This window comes from Buttiauxella sp. AC038, assembly GCF_979253565.1.
The window spans coordinates 17,360-38,972 of record NZ_CEEDCQ010000001.1; the positions used below are offsets into that span (position 1 = coordinate 17,360).

Sequence of the window (21,613 nt, forward strand, 5' to 3'; positions counted from 1 at the left end):
ACAAGTGTTTATTGCAAATAGATTACCAAGCGTCTTTTTTTCGCCAAAAGCACTGCAAAACAGCAGTAACACGGGATATTTGCTGTTTTAAGCATCAGGAAAGGACACCTGGTGGCATACTACTAATAGAAACAACGCTAAAGGAATTGCATTTATGTCTCTCTCTGCACAACAACTCGCGGCACAAAAGAACCTTTCCTATGTTCTTGCGGAAAAACTAGCGCAACGCATTCTCCGCGGAGAGTACGAAGCTGGCAGTATATTGCCTGGTGAAATCGAATTGGGTGAGATCTTCGGTGTTAGCCGCACAGCGGTACGAGAAGCAGTAAAGACATTAACAGCAAAAGGAATGGTTCTACCTCGCCCGCGTATTGGTACTCGAGTTATGCCTCGCAGTTACTGGAACTTCCTTGATAAGGAGTTGCTCGCGTGGTGGATGACAGAGGAGAACTTTAATGATGTGGTGGATTACTTCCTTGTTATGCGTAATAGCCTGGAACCACAAGCCTGTGCCATGGCCGCTATTAATGGTACTCAAGAGCAGAAAGCCTTTCTCAACGAGATGATGGTAGAAATGGTAACGCTGAAAGGCTCGTTTGACCGCCAGCGCTGGATAGAAGTCGATATGGCTTACCATGAACAAATCTATGCAATGAGTGGTAACCCTTTCCTTTGTTCTTTCGCTAACTTATTCCGTTCTATTTATTACAATTACTTTACCGCAATAACAGATAACGAAGTTATTAAGCTCGATTTGCACCAGGCAATTGTGGATGCCATTACCCAGAGCGACAGCCAGGCCGCGTTAATTGCAGGTCAGGCATTGTTAAAAGAACCTCTCGCTCAAAGGTAAGGACACGCATTTTCCTGGTTGCCTTAAAACATCAGGATAAAAATGACCAAAACAGCTCGCAGTATGGCCGGGTTACCGTGGATTGCGGCAATGGCCTTCTTTATGCAGGCGCTGGATGCCACCATTCTAAACACCGCGTTGCCCGCCATCGCTCATAGTCTTGGACGATCACCGCTGGCAATGCAATCAGCGATTATTAGTTACACGCTTACCGTTGCAATGCTAATCCCTGTCAGCGGCTGGCTTGCCGACCGCTTTGGCACACGACGTGTGTTTATGTTCGCGGTGTCTCTCTTCACTCTTGGCTCGTTTGCCTGTGCAATGTCAAACTCACTTGGTGAGTTGGTTGTCTTCCGTGTGATACAGGGTATCGGCGGGGCGATGATGATGCCGGTCGCCCGCTTAGCATTACTGCGAGCCTATCCGCGCAGTGAACTCTTGCCTGTTTTAAACTTTGTAACCATGCCAGGGCTCGTCGGCCCAATTCTTGGCCCATTGCTCGGTGGCGTATTAGTTACCTGGGCAAGCTGGCACTGGATTTTCCTCATTAATATACCTATCGGTATTCTCGGGCTCATCTACGCGCGAAAATACATGCCAAACTTTACGACTCCCCGTCGTGGCTTTGATATGACTGGCTTCCTTCTCTTTGGATTAAGTCTGGTAATGATCTCAAGCGGGATGGAGTTATTCGGGGAGCGTATTGTTGCCAGCTATATCGGCATTCTGACGATTTTGGGTGGCCTTGTTCTGTTGGCAACTTATATATGGCATGCACGCCGACACCCCACGCCGCTTATCGCCCTTCCGATGTTTCGCACCAGAACCTTCTCTATAGGTATTGTCGGGAATCTAGCTTCGCGCCTGGGAACCGGTTGTGTACCGTTCCTTATGCCTTTAATGCTACAGGTTGGCTTTGGCTATTCGGCGTTGATCGCAGGCTGCATGATGGCACCGACTGCGATTGGTTCACTATTGGCAAAATCCACTGTGACGCAAGTATTGCGTAAGCTTGGTTACAGGAAAACTTTAGTGGGAGTGACACTGGTTATTGGTTTGCTGATTGGGCAATTCTCACTGCAGTCGCCAGGGATGGAAGTGTGGCTACTCATTTTGCCACTGTTTATTCTGGGGATGGCGATGTCCACGCAGTTCACCGCAATGAACACAATTACGCTTGCCGATCTTACCGATGAAAATGCCAGTAGCGGGAATAGCGTGTTGGCCGTGACGCAACAACTGGCAATTAGCCTTGGCGTCGCGGTAAGTGCAGCAGTACTTCGTCTATATGAGGGCATCGAGAGTATTAATACTGTCGAGCAGTTCCACTATACGTTCCTGACGATGGGGGCGGTGACGCTCGTTTCGGCTCTGGTGTTCTTACTGTTACGCCCGAAAGATGGGCGCAACATGATTAAACGCTAGGCTGAACCACGCACCACCAGCTCAGGCGTCAGAAACAGGCGCTGTTTATCCAACGTGGGTTGCGCCATTCGATGTATCAGGACATCAACGGCCAGCTCACCTAGCTCATCTTTAGGCTGATGAATAGTGGTAAGCGGTGGCGTCATATAGCGGGCAAGTTCGATATCGTCATAACCGACCACGGCCATATCTTGTGGAACCTTAAGCCCGGCCTGATACAGCGCGTGGTAAGCCCCGACCGCCATCGCATCGTTGCCAGTAAACACGGCGTGCGGTGGCTCTTCCAGTGCAAGCAGCGAGTTCATAGCAGTGAAACCGCCCTGAAACTCAAAGTCACCGATAATCTCAAAGCCTTCATGAATCTCAAGACCGGCGCGATTCATCGCTTTGCGATAACCCTCGAGGCGCAACCGCGCCGGCGTTTTATCCTGCGGCCCTGTAATGCAGGCGATGCGGGTATAACCTTTATCAATAAGATGTTGCGTCGCGGTCTCACCACCAAGCAGTGAGTTGTCCTGAATAACATCGCTCTCACCTTCAAAAGGTGCCCAATCCATCATCACTGTAGGAATAGAAGGGTAGCGGCTCATTATTTCTGGGGAAGGGAGATGCGTTTCGGTGCACAACAGCAAAAGCCCGTCGACACGCTTTTGCAGCAATGTCTCCAAATTGCGGTTCATGCGCTGCTCGTCGCCTTCGGTATTGCAAAGCACCAGACTGTATCCACGCTCAAAGCAGCTTCGCTCAACCCCTCGCACCAGTTCAGAATAAAACGGGTTACTACTGGCGGTGATTAACATACCAATAGTATGTGTTTGATTGAGCTTGAGGCTACGAGCTAAAGCAGAAGGCGCGTAGTTAAGTGTTTTAATTGCCGCATCAACTCGTTCACGAATGGCATCACTCACGAAACGGTCGTTATTAATGACGTGCGAAACCGTAGAAGTCGAAACCCCCGCCATTTTCGCAACGTCTTTCATGGTGGCCATGATTATCCTTGCAGCTGCAAAAACTCGTCGATTTCATGACGCCACGGCACTGAAGGCTGTGCGCCTTTACGCGTCACGGCAATAGCGGCGGCGGCATGGGCAAAACGTATTGCCTCGGCCATTGGTTTATCTTCCAGTAATGCTGTGACCAGCGCACCATTAAAGGTATCGCCCGCCGCAATGGTATCCACGGCTTTGACCTTAAAGCCTGCAACGCGTTGCCCTTTACCCTTTTCACTCAGCCAGACACCACGGCTACCGAGGGTAATAATGACGGTTTCAATGCCTTTAGCGTGAAGCGCCTGAGCCGCAACCGCCGCGTCGTCATCATTTTCGACGCGCACACCTGTCAGTTTTTCCGCTTCAGTTTCATTCGGAGTGATCATATCCACCAGCCCGAGCAGTTCGTCAGATAACTCACAGGCAGGTGCAGGGTTGAGGATCACTTGGGTATTGTTCTGATGAGCAATTTTAGCGGCCGCCAGTACGCTTTCCAGCGGTGACTCCAGCTGCATTAAAAGCGCTGATGCTTCAGCGATTTTTTGATGTTGTTGTGCGACAAGCGCAGGCGTTAATGCCCCATTCGCGCCGGCATGAATGCCAATCACGTTTTCACCGGCAGCGTTAACGAAGATCAGTGCCACACCTGTAGAGGCTTCTTTAATAGTACTGACAGGGGAGGTATCAATTTTGTCGCTTGCCAGTTGCTTGCAAACACGGCTTCCGGTGTCGTCATCGCCTACACAGGCAATAAAGGCAATGTCTGCGCCGCTGCGCCCGGCTGCGACAGCCTGGTTGGCACCTTTCCCACCGAACGCGACCTGGTACTCTTGCCCGGTAACGGTTTCACCCGGCGTCGGGAAATGTTCGAGATTAAGGATATGGTCAGCGTTAATACTGCCCAGCACGACGAGATTGCCTTTAGTTTTCATTTTTATCAGTCCAGTTAAGTGTGCCACCCCATTTCTGTAGTGGCACGATGCCCTGCTTTTCTATTGTTTTCTTATTTAGTAATCAGCTTCAGGTCAACCGGGATTTTGGAGTCGACTTTTTCGCCTTTCAATACTTTGTCGGCAGTTTCTACGCCGATGACACCAATCTGGTCAGCCATCTGAGCCACAGTGGCCCCCAGTTTGCCACCTTCAACAGCTTTCACCCCGTCTGCTGTGCCATCGAAGCCAACAACCAGAACATCGGATTTACCGGCAGTTTGCAGAGCACGCAACGCGCCCAGTGCCATTTCGTCGTTCTGAGCAAAGACCGCCTGCACATCAGGATGCGCAGTCAGCAGGTTTTGCATGACGTTCAGGCCCTTAGTACGGTCGAAGTCAGCAGGCTGGCTCGCCAGAACAGTAAACTTGTGCGCAGCAGTCGCTTGTTTGAAGCCTTCGCCACGTTCACGTGCAGCGGATGCACCAGCAATGCCCTGCAATTCGATAACTTTCGCGCCTTCACCCAGTTTCTTAGCGATGAAGTCACCCGCCATTTTCCCGCCGGCCACGTTATCAGAAGCAATGTGGCTGACCACAGTACCCTGATTCGCCATACGGTCGAGTGTAATCACAGGGATTTTAGCCTGGTTGGCCATTTTTACCGCATTACCTACCGCATCGGAATCAGTTGGATTGATAAGCATCAATTTAGTGCCGCGAACGGTTAGGTCCTGCACGTTCGCCAGTTCTTTCGCTGGGTTATTCTGGGAGTCCAACACAATCAGGTTATAGCCCAGTTTGTCTGCTTCTTTCTGTGCGCCGTCTTTCAGGGAAACGAAGAACGGGTTATTCAGCGTGGAAACAACCAGCGCGATGGTATCTTTAGCCATGGCGTTAGCGCTGACAGTGGCGCTCAGTGCAACAGCGGAAACCAGAGTAGCCAGTTTTTTCATATTCATAGTCAGATGTCCTGTAGGGTTATGATTGTTACTGCTTTTTGTTGTCCACCAGCACCGCCAGTAAAATAACCACTGCTTTGACGATCATCTGGTAATAAGAAGAAACACCTAATAAATTCAGCCCGTTATTGAGGAAGCCTAAGATCAGCGCCCCGATCAGCGTCCCAACAATTCGCCCTTTCCCGCCAGCGAGGCTTGTGCCGCCAAGAACCACTGCCGCGATGGCATCCAGTTCATAGCCCGTGCCCGCCGTCGGTTGTGCAGAAGAAAGACGCGCCACTTCGATGATCCCGGCCAAAGACGCCAGCAGACCGCAAAGTGAGTAAACGATAATTTTGACTTTATTAACGCTGATGCCGGACAGGCGCGTTGCCGCTTCGTTACCGCCCAGCGCATAGATATAACGCCCCAGGCGAGTGTGGTGCAGCATGTACCACGCAGCCAGGAAAACGATACCCATGATCCACACAGGCGTTGGGATCCCCAGTGGGCGACCAATACCAAACCAGCCAAACAGATCGGCGTTATCAGAAAACCCCATGTTTACCGGGCTGCCATTGGTGTAAACCATGGTCACGCCACGCAGTAAAAGCATCATCACCAGCGTGGCGATAAACGCCTGCACTCGGCCTTTCGCGACAATAATCCCCGTCACCGCACCGATAGCCGCGCCTAACGCCAACGCACCAGCAATAGCCACCAGCGCATTGACTTCTAAACCCACAATCGATGCCGCAACCGCACCGGTCAACGCCAGCAATGAACCGACGGACAGGTCGATCCCGGAAGTCAGAATCACCAGCGTCATCCCAACCGCCATAATGGCGTTCACAGAGGTTTGTTGCAGGATGTTGAACAGGTTATTGACGGTGAAAAAGTTCGGGCTAAGGCTCGACACAATCGCAATCAGTACCAGCAGAGCGATAAGGGATTTTTGTTCTAACAGCCACGCTTTAGTGAACCAGCGACGGCCAGGAATAGCTTGGGTACTCATTTTACAGACTCCTGATTCACGCGATTGAGCTTGCCGACGGCTGCCGCCATTAAGACTTCCTGAGTGGCTTCTTCACGGGTAAATTCCCCGCCCAGATGCCCCTCGTGCATCACCATGATTCGGTCACTCATACCGAGCACTTCCGGCATTTCGGACGAAACGAGAATGATGCTTAACCCATCGGCTTTGAACTGATTGATTAACTGATAAATTTCTTTCTTAGCGCCAACGTCAACGCCGCGTGTTGGCTCATCAAGAATCAGCACTTTCGGGCGCGTCATCAGGCCACGGGCAATCGCCACTTTTTGCTGATTGCCCCCTGAAAGCAGGCCGATTGGCTGCTCCATTGACGGGGTTTTCACGTTGAACAAACGGATAAAGTCCTGCACCGCTTGCTGTTCATCTTTATGCCGCAGGCTACCCACGTTATGGCTGAAGTAGCGCAGCGCAGTCAGCGACATGTTCTCTTTGACTGACATGCCGAGCACCAGCCCGTCACGCTTACGGTCTTCGGAGATATAAACGATGCCGTTTGCCAGGCCATCTTGCGGTGAGCGCGTCACCACTTCACGACCATCAAGCGCAACATAGCCGCCGGTACGCGGCAGTGCGCCATAAAGCACTTTCATTAATTCGGTACGGCCCGCGCCCATCAAACCGGCAACGCCGAGAATCTCGCCCTTGCGCAAAGTGAAGCTGACGTCATGCACGCCTGGCCCGGAAAGGTTGTCGACGCGCAAAAGGGTTTCGCCAGGTTGTTTATCCAGGCGAGGGTATTGATCCTCAAGTTTGCGGCCGACCATCATTTCGATAAGCGTATCTTCGGTCAGCGTCACCACTTCACGCTCGGCAATAAATTGCCCGTCGCGGAACACGGTCACGTCGTCGCAAATCTCGAAGATCTCTTTCATGCGGTGCGAGATATAGACGATGCCACGCCCCTGAGCTTTCAGCTCGCGAATAACGCGGAATAAAGAATCGGTTTCGGTATCGGTCAAAGCATCGGTTGGTTCGTCCATCACAATGACTTTCGACTCGAAACTCAGAACCTTGGCGATTTCGACCATCTGCTGATCGCCAATCGACAAATCACCCACCAGCTTCTGGCTGTTAAAGCGCAGGTTGAGCTTAGCGAGCAACTTATCCGCCTCGGCATACATCGTTTTCCAGTCGATTTTGCCAAAGCGGTTAACGTATTCACGGCCGAGAAAGATGTTTTCCGCGATGCTGAGCTGCGGGATCAGGTTCAGTTCCTGATGAATAATGCCGATGCCCGCTTCCTGTGAGGATTTCGGGCCATTAAAGGTGGTTTCTGTGCCAAGCCATAACAACGAACCCGCATCACGTTGATAGATGCCGGTCAGCACTTTCATCATGGTGGACTTGCCTGCGCCGTTTTCGCCCACCAGCGCCATCACGCGCCCGGCGTACACATTCAACGCGGCACCAGAAAGGGCTTTCACGCCCGGGAACGATTTATCGATCCCTTTTAATTGCAGTAACGGTTCCATGCCGGCCTCAGAAAGTTACGCCAGCACAAAGAATGATATTCGCATACGGGGAACACTCCCCGCTGCGAATAACCGCCTGGCTATCAGCGGTATGTTGTTTGAACTGCTCATGGCTAATGTAACGAATAGAAATGGAGTTTCCCTGGTGTTGTTGCAGTTGCTCGATGTGCTTGAGCAACGTTTCATGGAGTTGGGGATTATGTTGTTTAATTTCCGAAGCTAAGACTGCAGCTTCAACCTGCATCTCTTGCGTTACGACTTCAACGACCTGCATAAAACCCGGTACGCCGTGAGTCAGTGCCAAATCAATACGCGGTGTATTGCGAGGAATGGGCAACCCGGCATCGGCAATCACCAGCGTGTCGGTGTGGCCAAGACGGGAAATAACAGACGAGATATCAGCGTTGAGAACTGTGCCTTTCTTCATTTTCTTACTCCACTAGCGAAACGTTTCGCTGAGATGAAGTGTAGGAAATGTAGTGGTGGTAAAACAACCAGCAAGTTACAGAAGTGTGATCGGTATCGAAACGTTTCGCTGTCTTGTTTCACTACGGGGGAAATGAGAGCGTGCACAATCAAACAGGCAAAAAAAACGCCCCTTCGATTGAAGAGGCGTTAGCGTTATATCTCGACCTGAGTACCTAACTCGATAACCCGGTTCGGTGGGATTTCGAATTGGTCAGGCGCGCGCAAGGCGTTGCGTTGCAGCGCGAGGAACAGTTTGCCACGCAGGCGCAGATACCACGGGCGTTTACCGATGATCAGCGACTCATGCGACATAAAGAACGAAGTCTCCATCATTCGGCAGCTTAACCCTTCCAGGCCACAGCGGTGGAACACCTCTTCCACGTTTGGCGTTTCGCGCCAGCCGTAGCTTGCCACCACACGCCAGAAGGTAGGCGAAAGCTGCTCGATAGAAACACGGCGAACGTTATGCACATACGGTGCATCTTCAGTTCGCAGCGTCAGCAGCACCACACGCTCATGCAGCACTTTGTTGTGCTTGAGGTTGTGCAGCATGGCAAATGGAATCACGTTCAAGGCACGGGACATATAAACCGCAGTACCCGGCACACGTACCGGCGGCGATTTTTCCAGTGAGGCAATCATCGCTTCCAGAGAATTTCCGTGCTCATGCATACGGCGCAGCAGGCGGAAACGCTCGCTCTTCCAGGTCGTCATAATGATAAACATCACCAACGCCAGGCACAGTGGCAGCCAACCACCAGAGAAGATTTTGACCACGTTTGCCGAGAACAGTGGAATGTCGATGCAAAGGAAAGCAAAGCCCATCAGTAGCACGGCAATTTTGTTCCAGTGCCAGTTTTTGGTGGCAACGGTACAGCAGAGTATGGAAGTCAGTACCATCGTACCCGTAACAGCAATACCGTATGCCGCCGCCAGGTTGCTGGAGTGCTCGAAACTTACTATGACAATAACCACGGAGATATAGAGGAGCCAGTTAATTGCTGGCACATAAATCTGCCCGGATTCCATTTCCGAGGTGTGGATGATGCGCATTGGCGACAGGTAACCCAGGCGCACAGCCTGACGAGTCAATGAGAACACGCCAGAGATAACAGCCTGAGAAGCGATAACCGTAGCAAGCGTTGCCAGAATCATCAGCGGTATTAGCGCCCAGTCAGGAGCTAATAAGAAGAATGGGTTCTTTATAGCTTCCGGGGTTTTGAGCAGCAACGCACCCTGGCCGAAATAGTTAAGTACTAGTGACGGCAATACCACCGAGAACCACGCAATACGAATCGGTAACTTACCAAAGTGGCCCATATCCGCATATAACGCTTCAACCCCGGTAATAGAAAGCACTACAGCGCCGAGAGCAAAGAATGAAACTGTTTTGTATTCGATGAAGAAGTGCACCGCCCACGCAGGATTCAGCGCATGAAGCACTTCCGGGTTGGCAATAATACTGCGCGCACCCAAGACTGCCAGCACCAGGAACCAAAGCATCATAACCGGAGCAAACAGTTTGCCCACCAGACCAGTACCGTGTTTCTGAATCATAAACAGCAGAGTCAGTACAGCTATCGACAGTGGAACAATATAGGCGTCGAGCTGCGGCGCGGCTATCTCAAGCCCTTCAATGGCAGACATAACCGATATTGCCGGGGTGATGACTACCTCGCCATAGAAGAAGCTGCCGCCGATCAATCCCATGATCACCAGCACCGACGTCATTCTTGCCGAAGTATTACGCCCAGCCAAAGACATTAGCGTCAAAATACCGCCTTCACCGGCGTTATCAGCACGCATGACAAAAGTAAGATATTTAACAGAGACGACTAAGATCAATAACCAGAAAATTAAAGATAAAAAGCCAAATACGGCGTCACGTTCTACGCCAAACCCAAATTGACCAGACAGACATTCACGAAGGGTATAAAGCGGGCTAGTACCGATATCACCGTATACCACCCCAATTGCAGCCAGCGTTATCGCAGGCAATGATTGTTTATTATCAGCGCTCATAGACTAATCTTTTGTTGGAATCCTGAAAGCGTGTGCTTAGTCCCTTGGCCCACAAAAAGGCGCACAGTATGCACGATAATGAAGTAAATCGTACCCCTAAATACAACAGGCTTAACTTATGTCAGGGAAAAAAGAGCCGTTCATCAATCCATTAACGATAATATAGATGAACGATATACTCGCTGTACCCAATGAGTTTTATACCGCGTAAGGATGCAATGCTAATTATGGCTCAATCACATTTATTGGCTGAAAGAATTTCACGGCTTAGCCAGGCACTGGAAAAAGGATTGTTTGAACGCCAACACGCGGTGCGTCTTTGCCTGCTGGCAGCGCTAAGCGGAGAAAGTGTTTTCTTGCTTGGCCCTCCAGGTATAGCCAAGAGTTTGATTGCCCGCCGACTGAAGTTTGCATTCCAGCATGCGCGCGCTTTTGAATACCTGATGACGCGTTTCTCCACTCCAGAAGAGGTGTTTGGTCCGCTTTCCATTCAGGCTTTAAAAGATGAAGGCCGCTATGAACGTCTGACCGCGGGCTATTTGCCAGAAGCTGAGATCGTCTTTCTTGATGAAATCTGGAAGGCAGGTCCAGCAATTCTGAATACCCTGCTGACCGCAATAAATGAACGACGTTTCCGTAATGGGGCAAGTGAAGAAAAAATCCCAATGCGTTTGCTGGTAGCCGCTTCCAATGAACTCCCGGAAGCAGACAGCAGCCTGGAAGCGCTATATGACCGTATGCTGATTCGCCTGTGGCTCGACAAAGTGCAGGACAAAGGTAATTTCCGTTCCATGCTCACCAGTCAGCATGATGAGAACGACAACCCGGTTCCCGAAAGCTTGCAAGTCACTGACGATGAGTATTTCAAATGGCAGAAGGAAATTGGCACCGTTGTACTGCCAGAGAATGTATTTGAGCTGATCTTCACCTTACGCCAGCAACTCGATAATGCTTCAGGGGCACCTTATGTTTCTGACCGCCGCTGGAAGAAAGCCATTCGCCTGTTACAAGCCAGTGCCTTCTTTAGCGGCCGCAATGCTGTCGCCCCGATTGATTTGATCCTGCTAAAAGATTGCCTGTGGCATGACCATGCAGCGATGAATTTGATGCAGCAACAGTTGGAAATATTGATGACTGGGCACGCCTGGCAGCAATATGCGATGCTCAGTAAATTGGGTTCCATTATTCAGAACCGTATTCAATTACAGCAGCAACACAGTGACCGGGAAGCAATCACCGTAACCAAACAAGGCGGTATGTTTACCCGTCGTCCACAGTATCAGTTACCAGATTCACTGGCTGGCGAAACGCTGACGTTATTACTCCAGCAGCCGCTGAAACTACACGATATCGAAGTTATCCACGTCTCTATCTCCCGCGAAGCCTGTGCGCAGTGGCTAATAAAAGGCGGGGAGCTGCGTGGCAAGCTCAACGGTATTGGTTTTGCCCAAGTATTGAATATGGAAGTCGACGCAAGCCAGCATCTGGTTCTGCGCGATATAAGCCTGCAAGGTACGCGTCTGCTGCTTCCGGGCAAACAGCAAGAAGGGATGCCGGATGAGATCAAACAACAATTCGACTCTCTCGAAGCCACACTCCACCAGCAACACGAACGTTTTAACGATCAGCAAAAATGTTTGTTCATCCACAACGAATGGCTGGGGAAAATTGAAGCCAGCCTGCAAGACGTTGCGGAACAGATTAAACAGGCACGCCACTGATGTTAAGCGTTGAGGCTCTTGATGTGATCCTCGCGATTAGCGAAGGTGAGCTAATAGAAGGAATTATTGTCGCACTGTTGGCAGCACCTCAGTTGGCGGTGTTTTTTGAAAAATTCCCACGCATGAAAAACGCGGTAACTAAAGATATTCCTCGCTGGCGCGAATTGCTCAAAGCGCGATTACACGATACCAACGTGCCGCAAGAGCTAACTCTGGAAGTCATGTGTTATCAGGAGAGCCAACTGCTCACCACAAACCAACTATCCGCTAAGCTTCCGGATATCTTACGCCAGCTGGAAAGTCTTGATTCTCCATTCTTCGGGCAAGCCCAGAAGCTGGTGGCAGAAACACCTCGGCTGACACCCGCCCAACAAACGCTGTTTCTGCAACGCTGGCGTCTGAGCCTGGTGGTTCAGACCACATCACTTAACCAACAATTACTGGAAGACGAGCGTGACCAGTTGCTCGCTGAAGTGCAGCAGCGTCTGGCATTAAGCGGCCAGCTAGAACCGGTTTTAGTCGATAGCGATAACGCCGCAGGGCGCCTGTGGGATATGAGTGCCGGTTCGCTTAAGCGTGGGGATTATCAGCTCATCGTTCAGTACGGCGATTTTCTTGCCAGCCAGCCTGAATTGCTCAAACTGGCCGAACAGCTTGGCCGCTCTAAAGAAGCAAAAGCGGTACCGAAAAAAGATGCACCAACCGAAACCTGGCGCATGCTGGTGCGTGAACCAGCAACGGTGCCAGAACAGGTTGACGGGCTTCAGCGTAGCGATGACATTTTGCGGTTATTACCGCCAGAGTTGGCAACACTTGGCATTAGTGAGCTGGAATTTGAGTTTTATCGCCGGCTGGTGGAAAAGCAGCTGCTGACTTACCGGCTACATGGTGACTCCTGGCGCGAGAAAGTTGTCGAGCGCCCTGTCGTTCACCAGGATTTTGACGAGCAGCCCCGTGGGCCTTTCATTGTTTGCGTGGATACGTCAGGTTCAATGGGCGGTTTTAACGAACAATGTGCCAAAGCGTTTTGCCTCGCACTGATGCGCGTGGCGCTGGCCGATAACCGTCGCTGTTTCATCATGCTGTTTTCCAGTGAAGTGGTGCGTTACGAGGTGTGTGGTGCAGATGGTATTGAGCAAGCGATCCGTTTTCTGAGCCAGCGTTTTCGCGGCGGCACAGATATCGCCAGTTGTTTTCGTGCGATCGCAGAAAAAATGCAGGGAAGTGAATGGTTTGACGCCGATGCGGTAGTGATTTCTGACTTTATTGCTCAACGCCTGCCAGATGATGTGGTGACGCAAGTGAAGGATCTCCAGCGTAAACACCTGCATCGTTTTCATGCCGTCGCCATGTCCGGGCACGGCAAGCCCGGCATCATGCGCATATTCGATCATATCTGGCGCTTCGATACCGGGATGCGTAGCCGCCTGATTCGTCGCTGGCGGCGTTAATTCTTACAACAGTGACGCAACCTTAGCGTGGACTTCCGCAGGCCACACGCCGCACTGTACCTGGCCAATGTGTGGCTGTTGCAGCATCAGCATCACCAAACGAGACTGCCCGATGCCACCACCAATGGTTTGCGGCATTTCGCCTTTGAGCAGTGACTGGTGCCACTCAAGTTGCAGACGATCCTCATCACCGGTGGTTGCTAACTGATGTTGCAATGCTTGCGCATCCACACGGATCCCCATAGAAGAGAGTTCAAACGCATCTTCAAGCAGCGGGTTCCACACCATAATGTCACCGTTCAACCCTTTGAAATCGCCCTGGCTGGCGGTTGACCAGTCATCGTAATCTGGTGCACGAACATCATGGCGTTTTCCATCTGCCAGTTTGCCACCAATACCAATCAGGAACACCGCGCCCAACTCTTTCGCAATCGCACGCTCACGCCCTTTTGCATCAAGGTCCGGGAAGCGCTGTTGTAGTTCTTCGCTGTGAACAAAGTGGATTTGTTCTGGCAGGAAAGGCGTCAAACCGTACTGCTCGCTCACTGCGGCTTCCGTGGCTTTCATTGCCGCCCAGATGCTTTCTACAGTTTGCTTAAGCGTACCGAGATGACGTTCTCCTTCACCCATAACACGTTCCCAATCCCACTGATCGACGTACACAGAATGAATAGGAGTCAAACGGTCTTCATCGGGGCGAAGAGCTTTCATGTGCGTGTAAAGCCCTTCGCCCGCGCTGAAGTCGTGCTGGCCTAGTGTTTTTCTTTTCCATTTGGCCAGCGAATGCACCACTTCAAACTGCGCGTCAGGCAAGGTTTTCACCTTCACCTGCACCGCCTTTTCACAACCAGACAGATTGTCTTGAGTACCATCACCCACGCGGCTGAGAATCGGAGCCTGGACTTCCATCAGACCAAGCTTTTCTTCCAGTTGACGAGAGAAGTGGGACTTAACAAAACTAATCTGGCGTTGTTTAGCGATGTAGGCAGTTTTCATGGTTTTCTCTTTATTGTGTTGTTTTACTGACGATGATTAAGCAACAAAGTCGGCATAACATTCAATAATCAACAATAAAAAAGCCTTACTGGTTTTCAATCGACTAATTTAAGGCTATAAAATCTGAACTATCGTTACTAATCATAGGAAAAAGTGATGGATAATTATCAGATCGACAATCTCGATCGCGGCATCCTCGACGCTTTAATGGCAAATGCCCGTACTGCTTACGCAGAACTGGCTAAACAATTTAGTGTCAGCCCCGGCACGATTCACGTACGTGTAGAGAAGATGAAGCAGGCAGGGATCATTACCGGCGCACGCATCGATATCAGCCCTAAACAACTGGGTTACGACGTTTGCTGCTTTATCGGCATCATCTTGAAGAGTGCGAAGGACTACCCTTCGGCACTGGCAAAACTGGAAAGCCTCGAAGAAGTCACTGAGGCGTATTACACCACCGGCCACTACAGCATCTTTATTAAGGTGATGTGTCGATCTATCGATGCGCTTCAACAAGTACTTATCAACAAGATCCAAACAATTGATGAAATTCAGTCCACCGAAACACTGATCTCCCTCCAGAACCCGATCATGCGCACCATCAAGCCCTGACAGTTATTTTTAATACCCATATTATCCACAGGTAGATCGCAGGCCTTACACAGCGTACAATGCCCATCGTTTCGAAAAGGTGGGATCGCAATGACAGAAGTTACTCTGATTAGCGGCAGTACCCTGGGCAGTGCTGAATATGTCGCTGAACATTTAGCTGAAAAGCTCGATGAGGCGGGTTTTACGACCCAAACGCTGCATGGGCCACTGTTAGAAGATCTGCAAACCAGTGGAATTTGGCTGATTGTCTCTTCTACTCATGGGGCTGGGGATCTTCCTGAAAATCTGCAACCTCTCTTCGATGCTATAAATGAAGAACGTCCAGATCTGAGTTCTCTTCATTATGGTGCAATCGGAATTGGTAGTCGTGAATACGACACTTTTTGCGGCGCAATTGAAAAATTGGACACCCTTCTGACGGAGTGCGGAGCTAAAAGAGTGGGCTCTTTACTCAAAGTGAACATCCTTGATCACGATATTCCTGAGGATCCGGCTGAGATTTGGGTCGGATCATGGAAGAATTTACTCCTGGATTTGTAAAGATCTCACTTTTATCTGTGTATAAGTATGCTTAAAACCTTGGGTTAAGCAGTAGTTATCCCAATAACAACTCCTGTTCACTTTTTGAGGTGTGCATAAGTACCTGTTTTGATCCCAGCTTATACTGCGTAGGATCACCGATCATTCACAGCTAACGATCCTTCTTAATCGCTTGATCTCTTTACCATAAAAGCGCTTATCCACAGAACATGCCGATCCTAATAAGAGATCATAATAAAGAGATCTTTAAATAAAAAAGATCTTCTTTTAATTACCGGGGATCCCAAGGCTTTCTCGAAAGGCTAAAGTTAAGTAGAATCGCCAACCCCGGGAATCAGTCATCCCCCATTTGCAAAACCGTGAGGCAGTACCATGTTTTATCCAGATCCTTTTGACGTCATCATCATTGGCGGGGGTCATGCAGGCACCGAGGCTGCAATGGCTGCTGCACGGATGGGCCAACAAACCCTTCTTTTGACTCACAATATCGACACGTTAGGGCAAATGTCTTGTAACCCAGCGATCGGTGGTATTGGCAAGGGACATCTGGTTAAAGAAGTGGATGCTTTAGGCGGTTTGATGGCAAAAGCTATCGACCATGCCGGTATCCAGTTTAGGATACTAAACGCGAGTAAAGGCCCCGCAGTACGGGCTACTCGTGCTCAGGCAGACCGAGTGCTTTACCGCCAGGCGGTACGCACTGCGCTGGAAAACCAGCCCAATCTGATGATCTTCCAGCAGGCTGTTGAAGATCTGATTGTTGAGAACGATCGCGTTGTCGGTGCTGTCACGCAAATGGGCTTGAAGTTCCGCGCTAAATCCGTGGTACTGACTGTTGGTACATTCCTGGATGGCAAAATTCATATCGGACTGGATAACTACAGCGGTGGTCGTGCAGGCGATCCGCCATCCATTTCGCTTTCACGCCGTCTACGTGAACTGCCACTTCGTGTCAGTCGCCTGAAAACAGGCACACCTCCACGTATCGACGCACGCACTATCGATTTCAGCGTACTTGCTAAGCAGCATGGCGATAACCCAATGCCGGTGTTCTCGTTCATGGGAAATGTGAACCAGCATCCTGCGCAAGTACCGTGTTACATCACGTATACCAACGAAAAAACGCATGACGTTATTCGTAATAACCTCGATCGCAGCCCGATGTATGCAGGCGTTATCGAAGGGATTGGCCCGCGTTACTGCCCGTCAATCGAAGACAAAGTGATGCGTTTTGCTGATCGTAACCAGCACCAAATCTTCCTTGAGCCTGAAGGGCTAACCAGCAACGAAATCTACCCGAACGGTATCTCCACCAGCCTGCCGTTTGATGTTCAGATGCAGATCGTCCGTTCGATGGAAGGCATGGAAAATGCGAAGATCGTCCGTCCTGGCTATGCCATTGAATATGACTTCTTCGATCCTCGCGATCTGAAACCAACGCTGGAAAGTAAATATATCCAGGGTCTGTTCTTTGCTGGCCAAATCAACGGCACTACCGGTTACGAAGAAGCTGCGGCGCAAGGCTTATTGGCTGGTTTGAACGCAGCACGCTTCTCTGCTGAGAAAGAGGGTTGGGCACCAGCTCGCTCCCAGGCATACCTTGGCGTACTGGTCGACGATCTTTGCACCCTGGGCACGAAAGAGCCGTACCGCATGTTCACCTCACGTGCTGAATACCGCTTGATGCTGCGTGAAGACAACGCCGATCTGCGTTTAACCGCCGTTGGCCGTGAAATGGGTCTGGTGGATGACGAACGTTGGGCACGCTTTAACGAAAAACTGGAAAGCATTGAGCTTGAGCGTCAGCGTCTGAAAGACATCTGGCTGCATCCTCATTCTGAGAGCGTTGAAGAAGTAAACGCTAAGCTAAGTGCTCCACTATCGCGTGAAGCAAATGGCGAAGATCTGCTGCGTCGTCCAGAAATGACCTATGCTGAGATGATGCAACTGTCAGTATTTGCGCCAGGCCTTCAAGATCCAGAGTCTGCTGAACAGGTAGAAATTCAGGTCAAATACGAAGGCTACATCGTTCGCCAGCAAGAAGAGATTGAAAAACAACAACGTAACGAAAATACGTTGCTTCCTGCAACGCTGGATTACAAGCAGGTGAGTGGTCTTTCTAACGAAGTGATCGCAAAGCTTAACGATCATAAACCAGTCTCAATTGGGCAGGCATCACGCATTTCAGGGGTAACCCCGGCGGCGATCTCCATTTTGCTTGTCTGGCTAAAAAAACAAGGCCTGCTACGCCGTAGCGCCTGATGAATACATTTCAGGGCCAGGATTTCCTGGCCTTTTTTTGATGGGTATAGACCACAGTGCTTAACAAACTCAATCGCCTGCTGGATAGCGCAGGCATTACGTTGCCAGAAAACCAAAAACAACAATTGGTTGGCTATGTTGAACTACTTCACAAATGGAACAAAGCATACAACCTGACTTCCGTGCGTCTTCCTGAAGACATGTTGGTGCGCCATATTCTGGATAGTATCGTTGTAGAGCCGTACTTGCAGGGCTCACGTTTTATCGATGTGGGGACAGGTCCAGGTTTACCAGGGATCCCGCTGGCGATCGTGCGCCCGGACTCACATTTCACGCTGCTCGACAGCCTCGGTAAGCGTGTGCGGTTCCTGCGCCAGGTTCAGCATGAGCTTCACCTTGATAACATTACGCCAGTGCAAAGCCGTGTAGAAGAGTTCCCGGCCGAGCCGCCTTTTGATGGGGTTATCAGCCGTGCTTTTGCCTCAATGACTGACATGGTGACCTGGTGTAAACATCTTCCAGCTGAGAATGGTCGCTTCTATGCTCTGAAGGGATTGCGCCCGGATGATGAAATTGCAGCCTTACCCGCAAGCTTCACGGTTGAAGACGTTATCCGTCTGCAGGTGCCAGAGCTTGATGGTGAACGCCATCTGGTGATGATTAAGCCAAACAAAAATTAATATTTATCAAAAAAAGGCGAAAAAGGATTGTTTCTTTTAGGTTAAAAAATCAAGAGAAAAAGCCTGAAACCTCTGGTTACATTCAACACTGGTTTAACTTTTCGTCATCACATTTTTAACGCGAAATGCAGAGTTAGGTTTAAAATTAGTTAAGCATGAAAATATAACCCTGCTAAATATTACGTAAGTATCAAATGCGGATAATTGTTAAAATATAAATAAAAATGTCAATGAAATGTTTTAATGATGTTTCAGGCTATTTTAAATAGAGTAGACAGTAATCAGCTTATTTATCAGACATCTGTGTTTCGCACTTAATGAGACAGACAAATGCATAATGGTTGTGACATGTTTGATTTGTGATCTTGTGCACGCTTTATTAGGCAGCTATTTCGATTGTTTGCCCTTTTAGGGAAAATAACCAGTATTTAGAAAAAGTTGAAAAATAACTGCGTTGGAAAATATTTAAACATTTGTTCACCTTTTTGCTACTTATTGTTTGAAATCACGGGGCCGCACCGTATAATTTGCTCGCTTTTTGAGGCTTGACTCAAAAGCGTAAAGGCAGTTTTATACCAGCGCGACATACCCCGAAGGGAGCAGGAGTTAGGATACGCCATGTCTGTGTCGCTATTGAGTAGAAACGTTGCTCGTAAGCTTCTGTTCCTTCAGCTTCTTGCAGTGATAGCAATTGGATTGCTGTTTTGCCTCAAAGACCCCGCGTGGGGTGCTTCTGCTTTTGGCGGAGGCCTGGCAGCCTGGTTGCCAAATGCTGTATTTATGAATTTTGCCTGGCGTCACCAAGTGCATACACCGTCAAAGGGCCGTCTGGCCTGGACCTTCGCTATTGGCGAAGTATTAAAGGTGATAGCGAGCTTTACCATATTGGTGGTGGCGTTAGCTGGTTTTAAGGCGGTATTGTTGCCGCTTATTGTGACGTGGGTTTCGGTGCTGGTTGTGCAGATACTCGCACCAGCTGTAATTAACAACAAAGGGTAAGAGGCATCATGTCTGCAGGAGAAATCTCTACACCGCAGGAGTATATAGGCCACCATCTGAATAACCTTCAGTTGGACCTGCGTACTTTCTCGCTGGTTGATCCGTATCACCCCCCAGCTACCTTCTGGACACTCAATATTGACTCCATGTTCTTCTCCGTGGTTCTGGGTTTCTTGTTCCTGGTGTTATTCCGCAAAGTAGCAAAAAACGCTACTAGTGGTGTCCCAGGTAAATTCCAGACAGCAGTTGAGTTGGTCATCGGCTTTGTTAATACCAGTGTCAAAGACATGTACCATGGCAAAAGCAAGGTCATTGCACCGCTTGCTCTGACGGTCTTTGTCTGGGTATTCCTGATGAACCTGATGGACCTGCTGCCAATCGATTTCCTGCCGTTTATCGGCGAGCATATCTTTGGCCTGCCAGCCCTGCGTGTGGTGCCGTCTGCGGACGTGAACATCACCCTGTCTATGGCGCTTGGCGTGTTTATCCTGATTCTTTTCTACAGCATCAAAATGAAAGGCATTGGCGGCTTCACGAAAGAGCTGACGCTGCAGCCGTTCAATCACTGGGCATTTATACCGTTCAACTTAATCCTTGAAGGTGTGAGCCTGCTGTCCAAGCCTATTTCTCTTGGTCTGCGACTGTTCGGCAACATGTATGCCGGTGAATTGATTTTCATTCTGATTGCTGGTCTGTTGCCGTGGTGGTCACAGTGGATTCTGAGTGTGCCTTGGGCCATTTTCCACATCCTGATCATTACGCTGCAAGCCTTCATTTTCATGGTTCTGACGATCGTCTATCTGTCGATGGCATCTGAAGAGCATTGATTTTACTTACCACTACTGCGTTTTAACTGAAACAAACTGGAGACTGTCATGGAAAACCTGAATATGGATCTGCTGTACATGGCTGCCGCTGTGATGATGGGTCTGGCGGCAATCGGTGCTGCGATCGGTATCGGCATCCTCGGGGGAAAATTCCTGGAAGGCGCAGCGCGTCAACCTGATCTGATTCCTTTGCTGCGTACTCAGTTCTTTATCGTTATGGGTCTGGTGGATGCTATCCCGATGATCGCTGTTGGTCTGGGTCTGTACGTGATGTTCGCCGTCGCGTAGTAAGCATTGCTTAATACACCAAGCAATATCAGAACGTTAACTAACAAAGAGGCATTGTGCTGTGAATCTTAACGCAACAATCCTCGGCCAGGCCATCGCGTTTGTCCTGTTTGTTCTGTTCTGCATGAAGTACGTATGGCCGCCAATCATGGCTGCCATCGAGAAGCGTCAACAAGAAATTGCTGACGGTCTCTCTTCTGCAGAACGTGCCAAAAAGGACCTTGACCTTGCACAGGCCAACGCGACCGACCAGCTGAAAAAAGCCAAAGGTGAAGCTCAGGTGATTATTGAGCAGGCGAACAAACGCCGTGCTCAGATCCTTGAAGAAGCTAAAACCGAGGCAGAGCAGGAACGTGACAAAATCGTTGCACAGGCTCAGGCAGAAATCGACGCAGAGCGTAAACGCGCTCGTGAAGAACTGCGTAAGCAAGTGGCTCTGCTGGCTATCGCCGGTGCCGAGAAGATCATTGAACGTTCCGTGGATGAAGCTGCTAACAGCGACATCGTTGATAAACTGGTCGCTGAACTGTAAGGAGGGAGGGGCTGATGTCTGAATTTGTAACTGTAGCTCGCCCCTACGCCAAAGCAGCTTTTGACTTTGCCGTCGAGCACCAAAGCGTTGATAACTGGCAGCATATGCTGGGTTTCGCCGCTGAGGTGTCTAAAAACGAACAAATAGCAGAGCTTCTTTCCGGCGCATTAGCTCCGGATACTCTCTCTGCGTCGTTTATCTCCATCTGTGGTGACCAGCTAGACGCCAATGGCCAGAACCTGATTAAGGTGATGGCTGAAAACGGGCGTCTGAAAGTTCTTCCTGATGTTCTTGAGCAATTCGTTCAACTGCGTGCAGCCCAAGAGGCTACTGTTGAAGTCGAAGTGACTTCTGCCAGCGCACTAAACGAAGACCAGCTTTCGAAAATCAGCGCCGCGATGGAAAAACGTCTGTCACGCAAAGTTAAGCTGAATTGCAAAATTGACAAGTCTGTAATGGCGGGTGTCATTATCCGCGCAGGTGATATGGTTATTGATGGTAGCGTACGCGGCCGTCTTGATCGCCTGACAGACGTCTTGCAGTCTTAAG

21 protein-coding genes are annotated in these 21,613 nt (G+C 49.9%); 13 read left to right on the forward strand and 8 right to left on the reverse strand.

Going from position 1 to position 21,613, the window contains the following annotated elements; all coding sequences use genetic code 11:
* The first annotated feature begins 154 nt into the window (after positions 1–154).
* Both AC0IXI_RS00085 and mdtD read left to right on the forward strand, forming a co-directional pair.
* Positions 155–853: a FadR/GntR family transcriptional regulator gene (locus AC0IXI_RS00085; protein ID WP_064514910.1), complete on the forward strand. Its 699-nt coding sequence runs from the start codon at positions 155–157 to the stop codon at positions 851–853.
* 42 nt (positions 854–895) lie between these two features.
* Positions 896–2,278, forward strand: coding sequence for a multidrug transporter subunit MdtD (gene mdtD / locus AC0IXI_RS00090; RefSeq protein ID WP_064514908.1), 1,383 nt, complete (start codon positions 896–898; stop codon positions 2,276–2,278).
* Here mdtD and rbsR read toward each other — a convergent pair.
* The 7 genes from rbsR to kup form a co-directional block, all read right to left on the reverse strand.
* Positions 2,275–3,267, reverse strand: a complete 993-nt coding sequence (rbsR, locus tag AC0IXI_RS00095) for a ribose operon transcriptional repressor RbsR (protein WP_134186015.1) — start codon at positions 3,265–3,267, stop codon at positions 2,275–2,277. The two genes, mdtD and rbsR, sit on opposite strands and share 4 nt — an antisense overlap.
* Before the next feature lie 2 nt (positions 3,268–3,269).
* Positions 3,270–4,199: a ribokinase gene (gene rbsK / locus AC0IXI_RS00100; protein ID WP_134186013.1), complete on the reverse strand. Its 930-nt coding sequence runs from the start codon at positions 4,197–4,199 to the stop codon at positions 3,270–3,272.
* A gap of 71 nt (positions 4,200–4,270) precedes the next feature.
* Positions 4,271–5,158: a ribose ABC transporter substrate-binding protein RbsB gene (gene rbsB, locus AC0IXI_RS00105; protein ID WP_064514934.1), complete on the reverse strand. Its 888-nt coding sequence runs from the start codon at positions 5,156–5,158 to the stop codon at positions 4,271–4,273.
* Between the two features lie 28 nt (positions 5,159–5,186).
* Entirely contained in the window at positions 5,187–6,152 is a 966-nt protein-coding gene (gene rbsC, locus AC0IXI_RS00110; RefSeq protein WP_064514902.1) for a ribose ABC transporter permease, read from the reverse strand.
* On the reverse strand, positions 6,149–7,663 hold the full coding sequence (rbsA, locus tag AC0IXI_RS00115; protein ID WP_064514900.1) for a ribose ABC transporter ATP-binding protein RbsA: 1,515 nt from the start codon (positions 7,661–7,663) through the stop codon (positions 6,149–6,151). Before rbsA ends, rbsC begins: the two co-directional genes overlap by 4 nt.
* 7 nt (positions 7,664–7,670) lie before the next feature.
* Entirely contained in the window at positions 7,671–8,090 is a 420-nt protein-coding gene (gene rbsD / locus AC0IXI_RS00120; RefSeq protein WP_413499567.1) for a D-ribose pyranase, read from the reverse strand.
* Between the two features lie 194 nt (positions 8,091–8,284).
* On the reverse strand, positions 8,285–10,153 hold the full coding sequence (gene kup / locus AC0IXI_RS00125) for a low affinity potassium transporter Kup (RefSeq protein ID WP_064514895.1): 1,869 nt from the start codon (positions 10,151–10,153) through the stop codon (positions 8,285–8,287).
* Positions 10,154–10,380: 227 nt separating this feature from the next.
* On the opposite strand from kup, the gene ravA reads away from it, so the two are divergent.
* Complete coding sequence (gene ravA / locus AC0IXI_RS00130; protein ID WP_471681783.1) at positions 10,381–11,874, forward strand: ATPase RavA; 1,494 nt, start codon at positions 10,381–10,383, stop codon at positions 11,872–11,874.
* Entirely contained in the window at positions 11,874–13,325 is a 1,452-nt protein-coding gene (viaA, locus tag AC0IXI_RS00135; protein WP_471681784.1) for an ATPase RavA stimulator ViaA, read from the forward strand. Before ravA ends, viaA begins: the two co-directional genes overlap by 1 nt.
* Before the next feature lie 3 nt (positions 13,326–13,328).
* Here the strand turns inward: viaA and asnA are convergent, their stop codons facing one another.
* Positions 13,329–14,321: an aspartate--ammonia ligase gene (asnA, locus tag AC0IXI_RS00140; RefSeq protein ID WP_064514891.1), complete on the reverse strand. Its 993-nt coding sequence runs from the start codon at positions 14,319–14,321 to the stop codon at positions 13,329–13,331.
* Between the two features lie 156 nt (positions 14,322–14,477).
* Between asnA and asnC the strand changes: the two genes are divergently transcribed.
* The 9 genes from asnC to atpH all read left to right on the forward strand — a co-directional run bounded on the left by asnC (position 14,478) and on the right by atpH (position 21,612).
* A complete protein-coding gene (gene asnC, locus AC0IXI_RS00145) occupies positions 14,478–14,936 on the forward strand; it encodes a transcriptional regulator AsnC (protein ID WP_034460708.1) in 459 nt (152 codons plus the stop codon).
* Positions 14,937–15,026: 90 nt separating this feature from the next.
* On the forward strand, positions 15,027–15,476 hold the full coding sequence (gene mioC / locus AC0IXI_RS00150) for an FMN-binding protein MioC (protein ID WP_134186005.1): 450 nt from the start codon (positions 15,027–15,029) through the stop codon (positions 15,474–15,476).
* A 372-nt stretch (positions 15,477–15,848) separates the two neighbouring features.
* Complete coding sequence (gene mnmG, locus AC0IXI_RS00155) at positions 15,849–17,738, forward strand: tRNA uridine-5-carboxymethylaminomethyl(34) synthesis enzyme MnmG (protein WP_064514886.1); 1,890 nt, start codon at positions 15,849–15,851, stop codon at positions 17,736–17,738.
* Positions 17,739–17,794: 56 nt separating this feature from the next.
* Complete coding sequence (gene rsmG, locus AC0IXI_RS00160; protein WP_064514884.1) at positions 17,795–18,418, forward strand: 16S rRNA (guanine(527)-N(7))-methyltransferase RsmG; 624 nt, start codon at positions 17,795–17,797, stop codon at positions 18,416–18,418.
* 618 nt (positions 18,419–19,036) lie between these two features.
* A complete protein-coding gene (gene atpI, locus AC0IXI_RS00165; RefSeq protein ID WP_064541969.1) occupies positions 19,037–19,417 on the forward strand; it encodes a F0F1 ATP synthase subunit I in 381 nt (126 codons plus the stop codon).
* Positions 19,418–19,425: 8 nt separating this feature from the next.
* Positions 19,426–20,244: a F0F1 ATP synthase subunit A gene (atpB, locus tag AC0IXI_RS00170; RefSeq protein ID WP_064514881.1), complete on the forward strand. Its 819-nt coding sequence runs from the start codon at positions 19,426–19,428 to the stop codon at positions 20,242–20,244.
* A 48-nt stretch (positions 20,245–20,292) separates the two neighbouring features.
* Complete coding sequence (atpE, locus tag AC0IXI_RS00175; RefSeq protein WP_000429386.1) at positions 20,293–20,532, forward strand: F0F1 ATP synthase subunit C; 240 nt, start codon at positions 20,293–20,295, stop codon at positions 20,530–20,532.
* A 61-nt stretch (positions 20,533–20,593) separates the two neighbouring features.
* A complete protein-coding gene (gene atpF / locus AC0IXI_RS00180) occupies positions 20,594–21,064 on the forward strand; it encodes a F0F1 ATP synthase subunit B (protein ID WP_034460698.1) in 471 nt (156 codons plus the stop codon).
* Positions 21,065–21,078: 14 nt separating this feature from the next.
* Positions 21,079–21,612, forward strand: a complete 534-nt coding sequence (atpH, locus tag AC0IXI_RS00185) for a F0F1 ATP synthase subunit delta (protein ID WP_064514880.1) — start codon at positions 21,079–21,081, stop codon at positions 21,610–21,612.
* The last annotated feature ends 1 nt before the right edge of the window (position 21,613 follow it).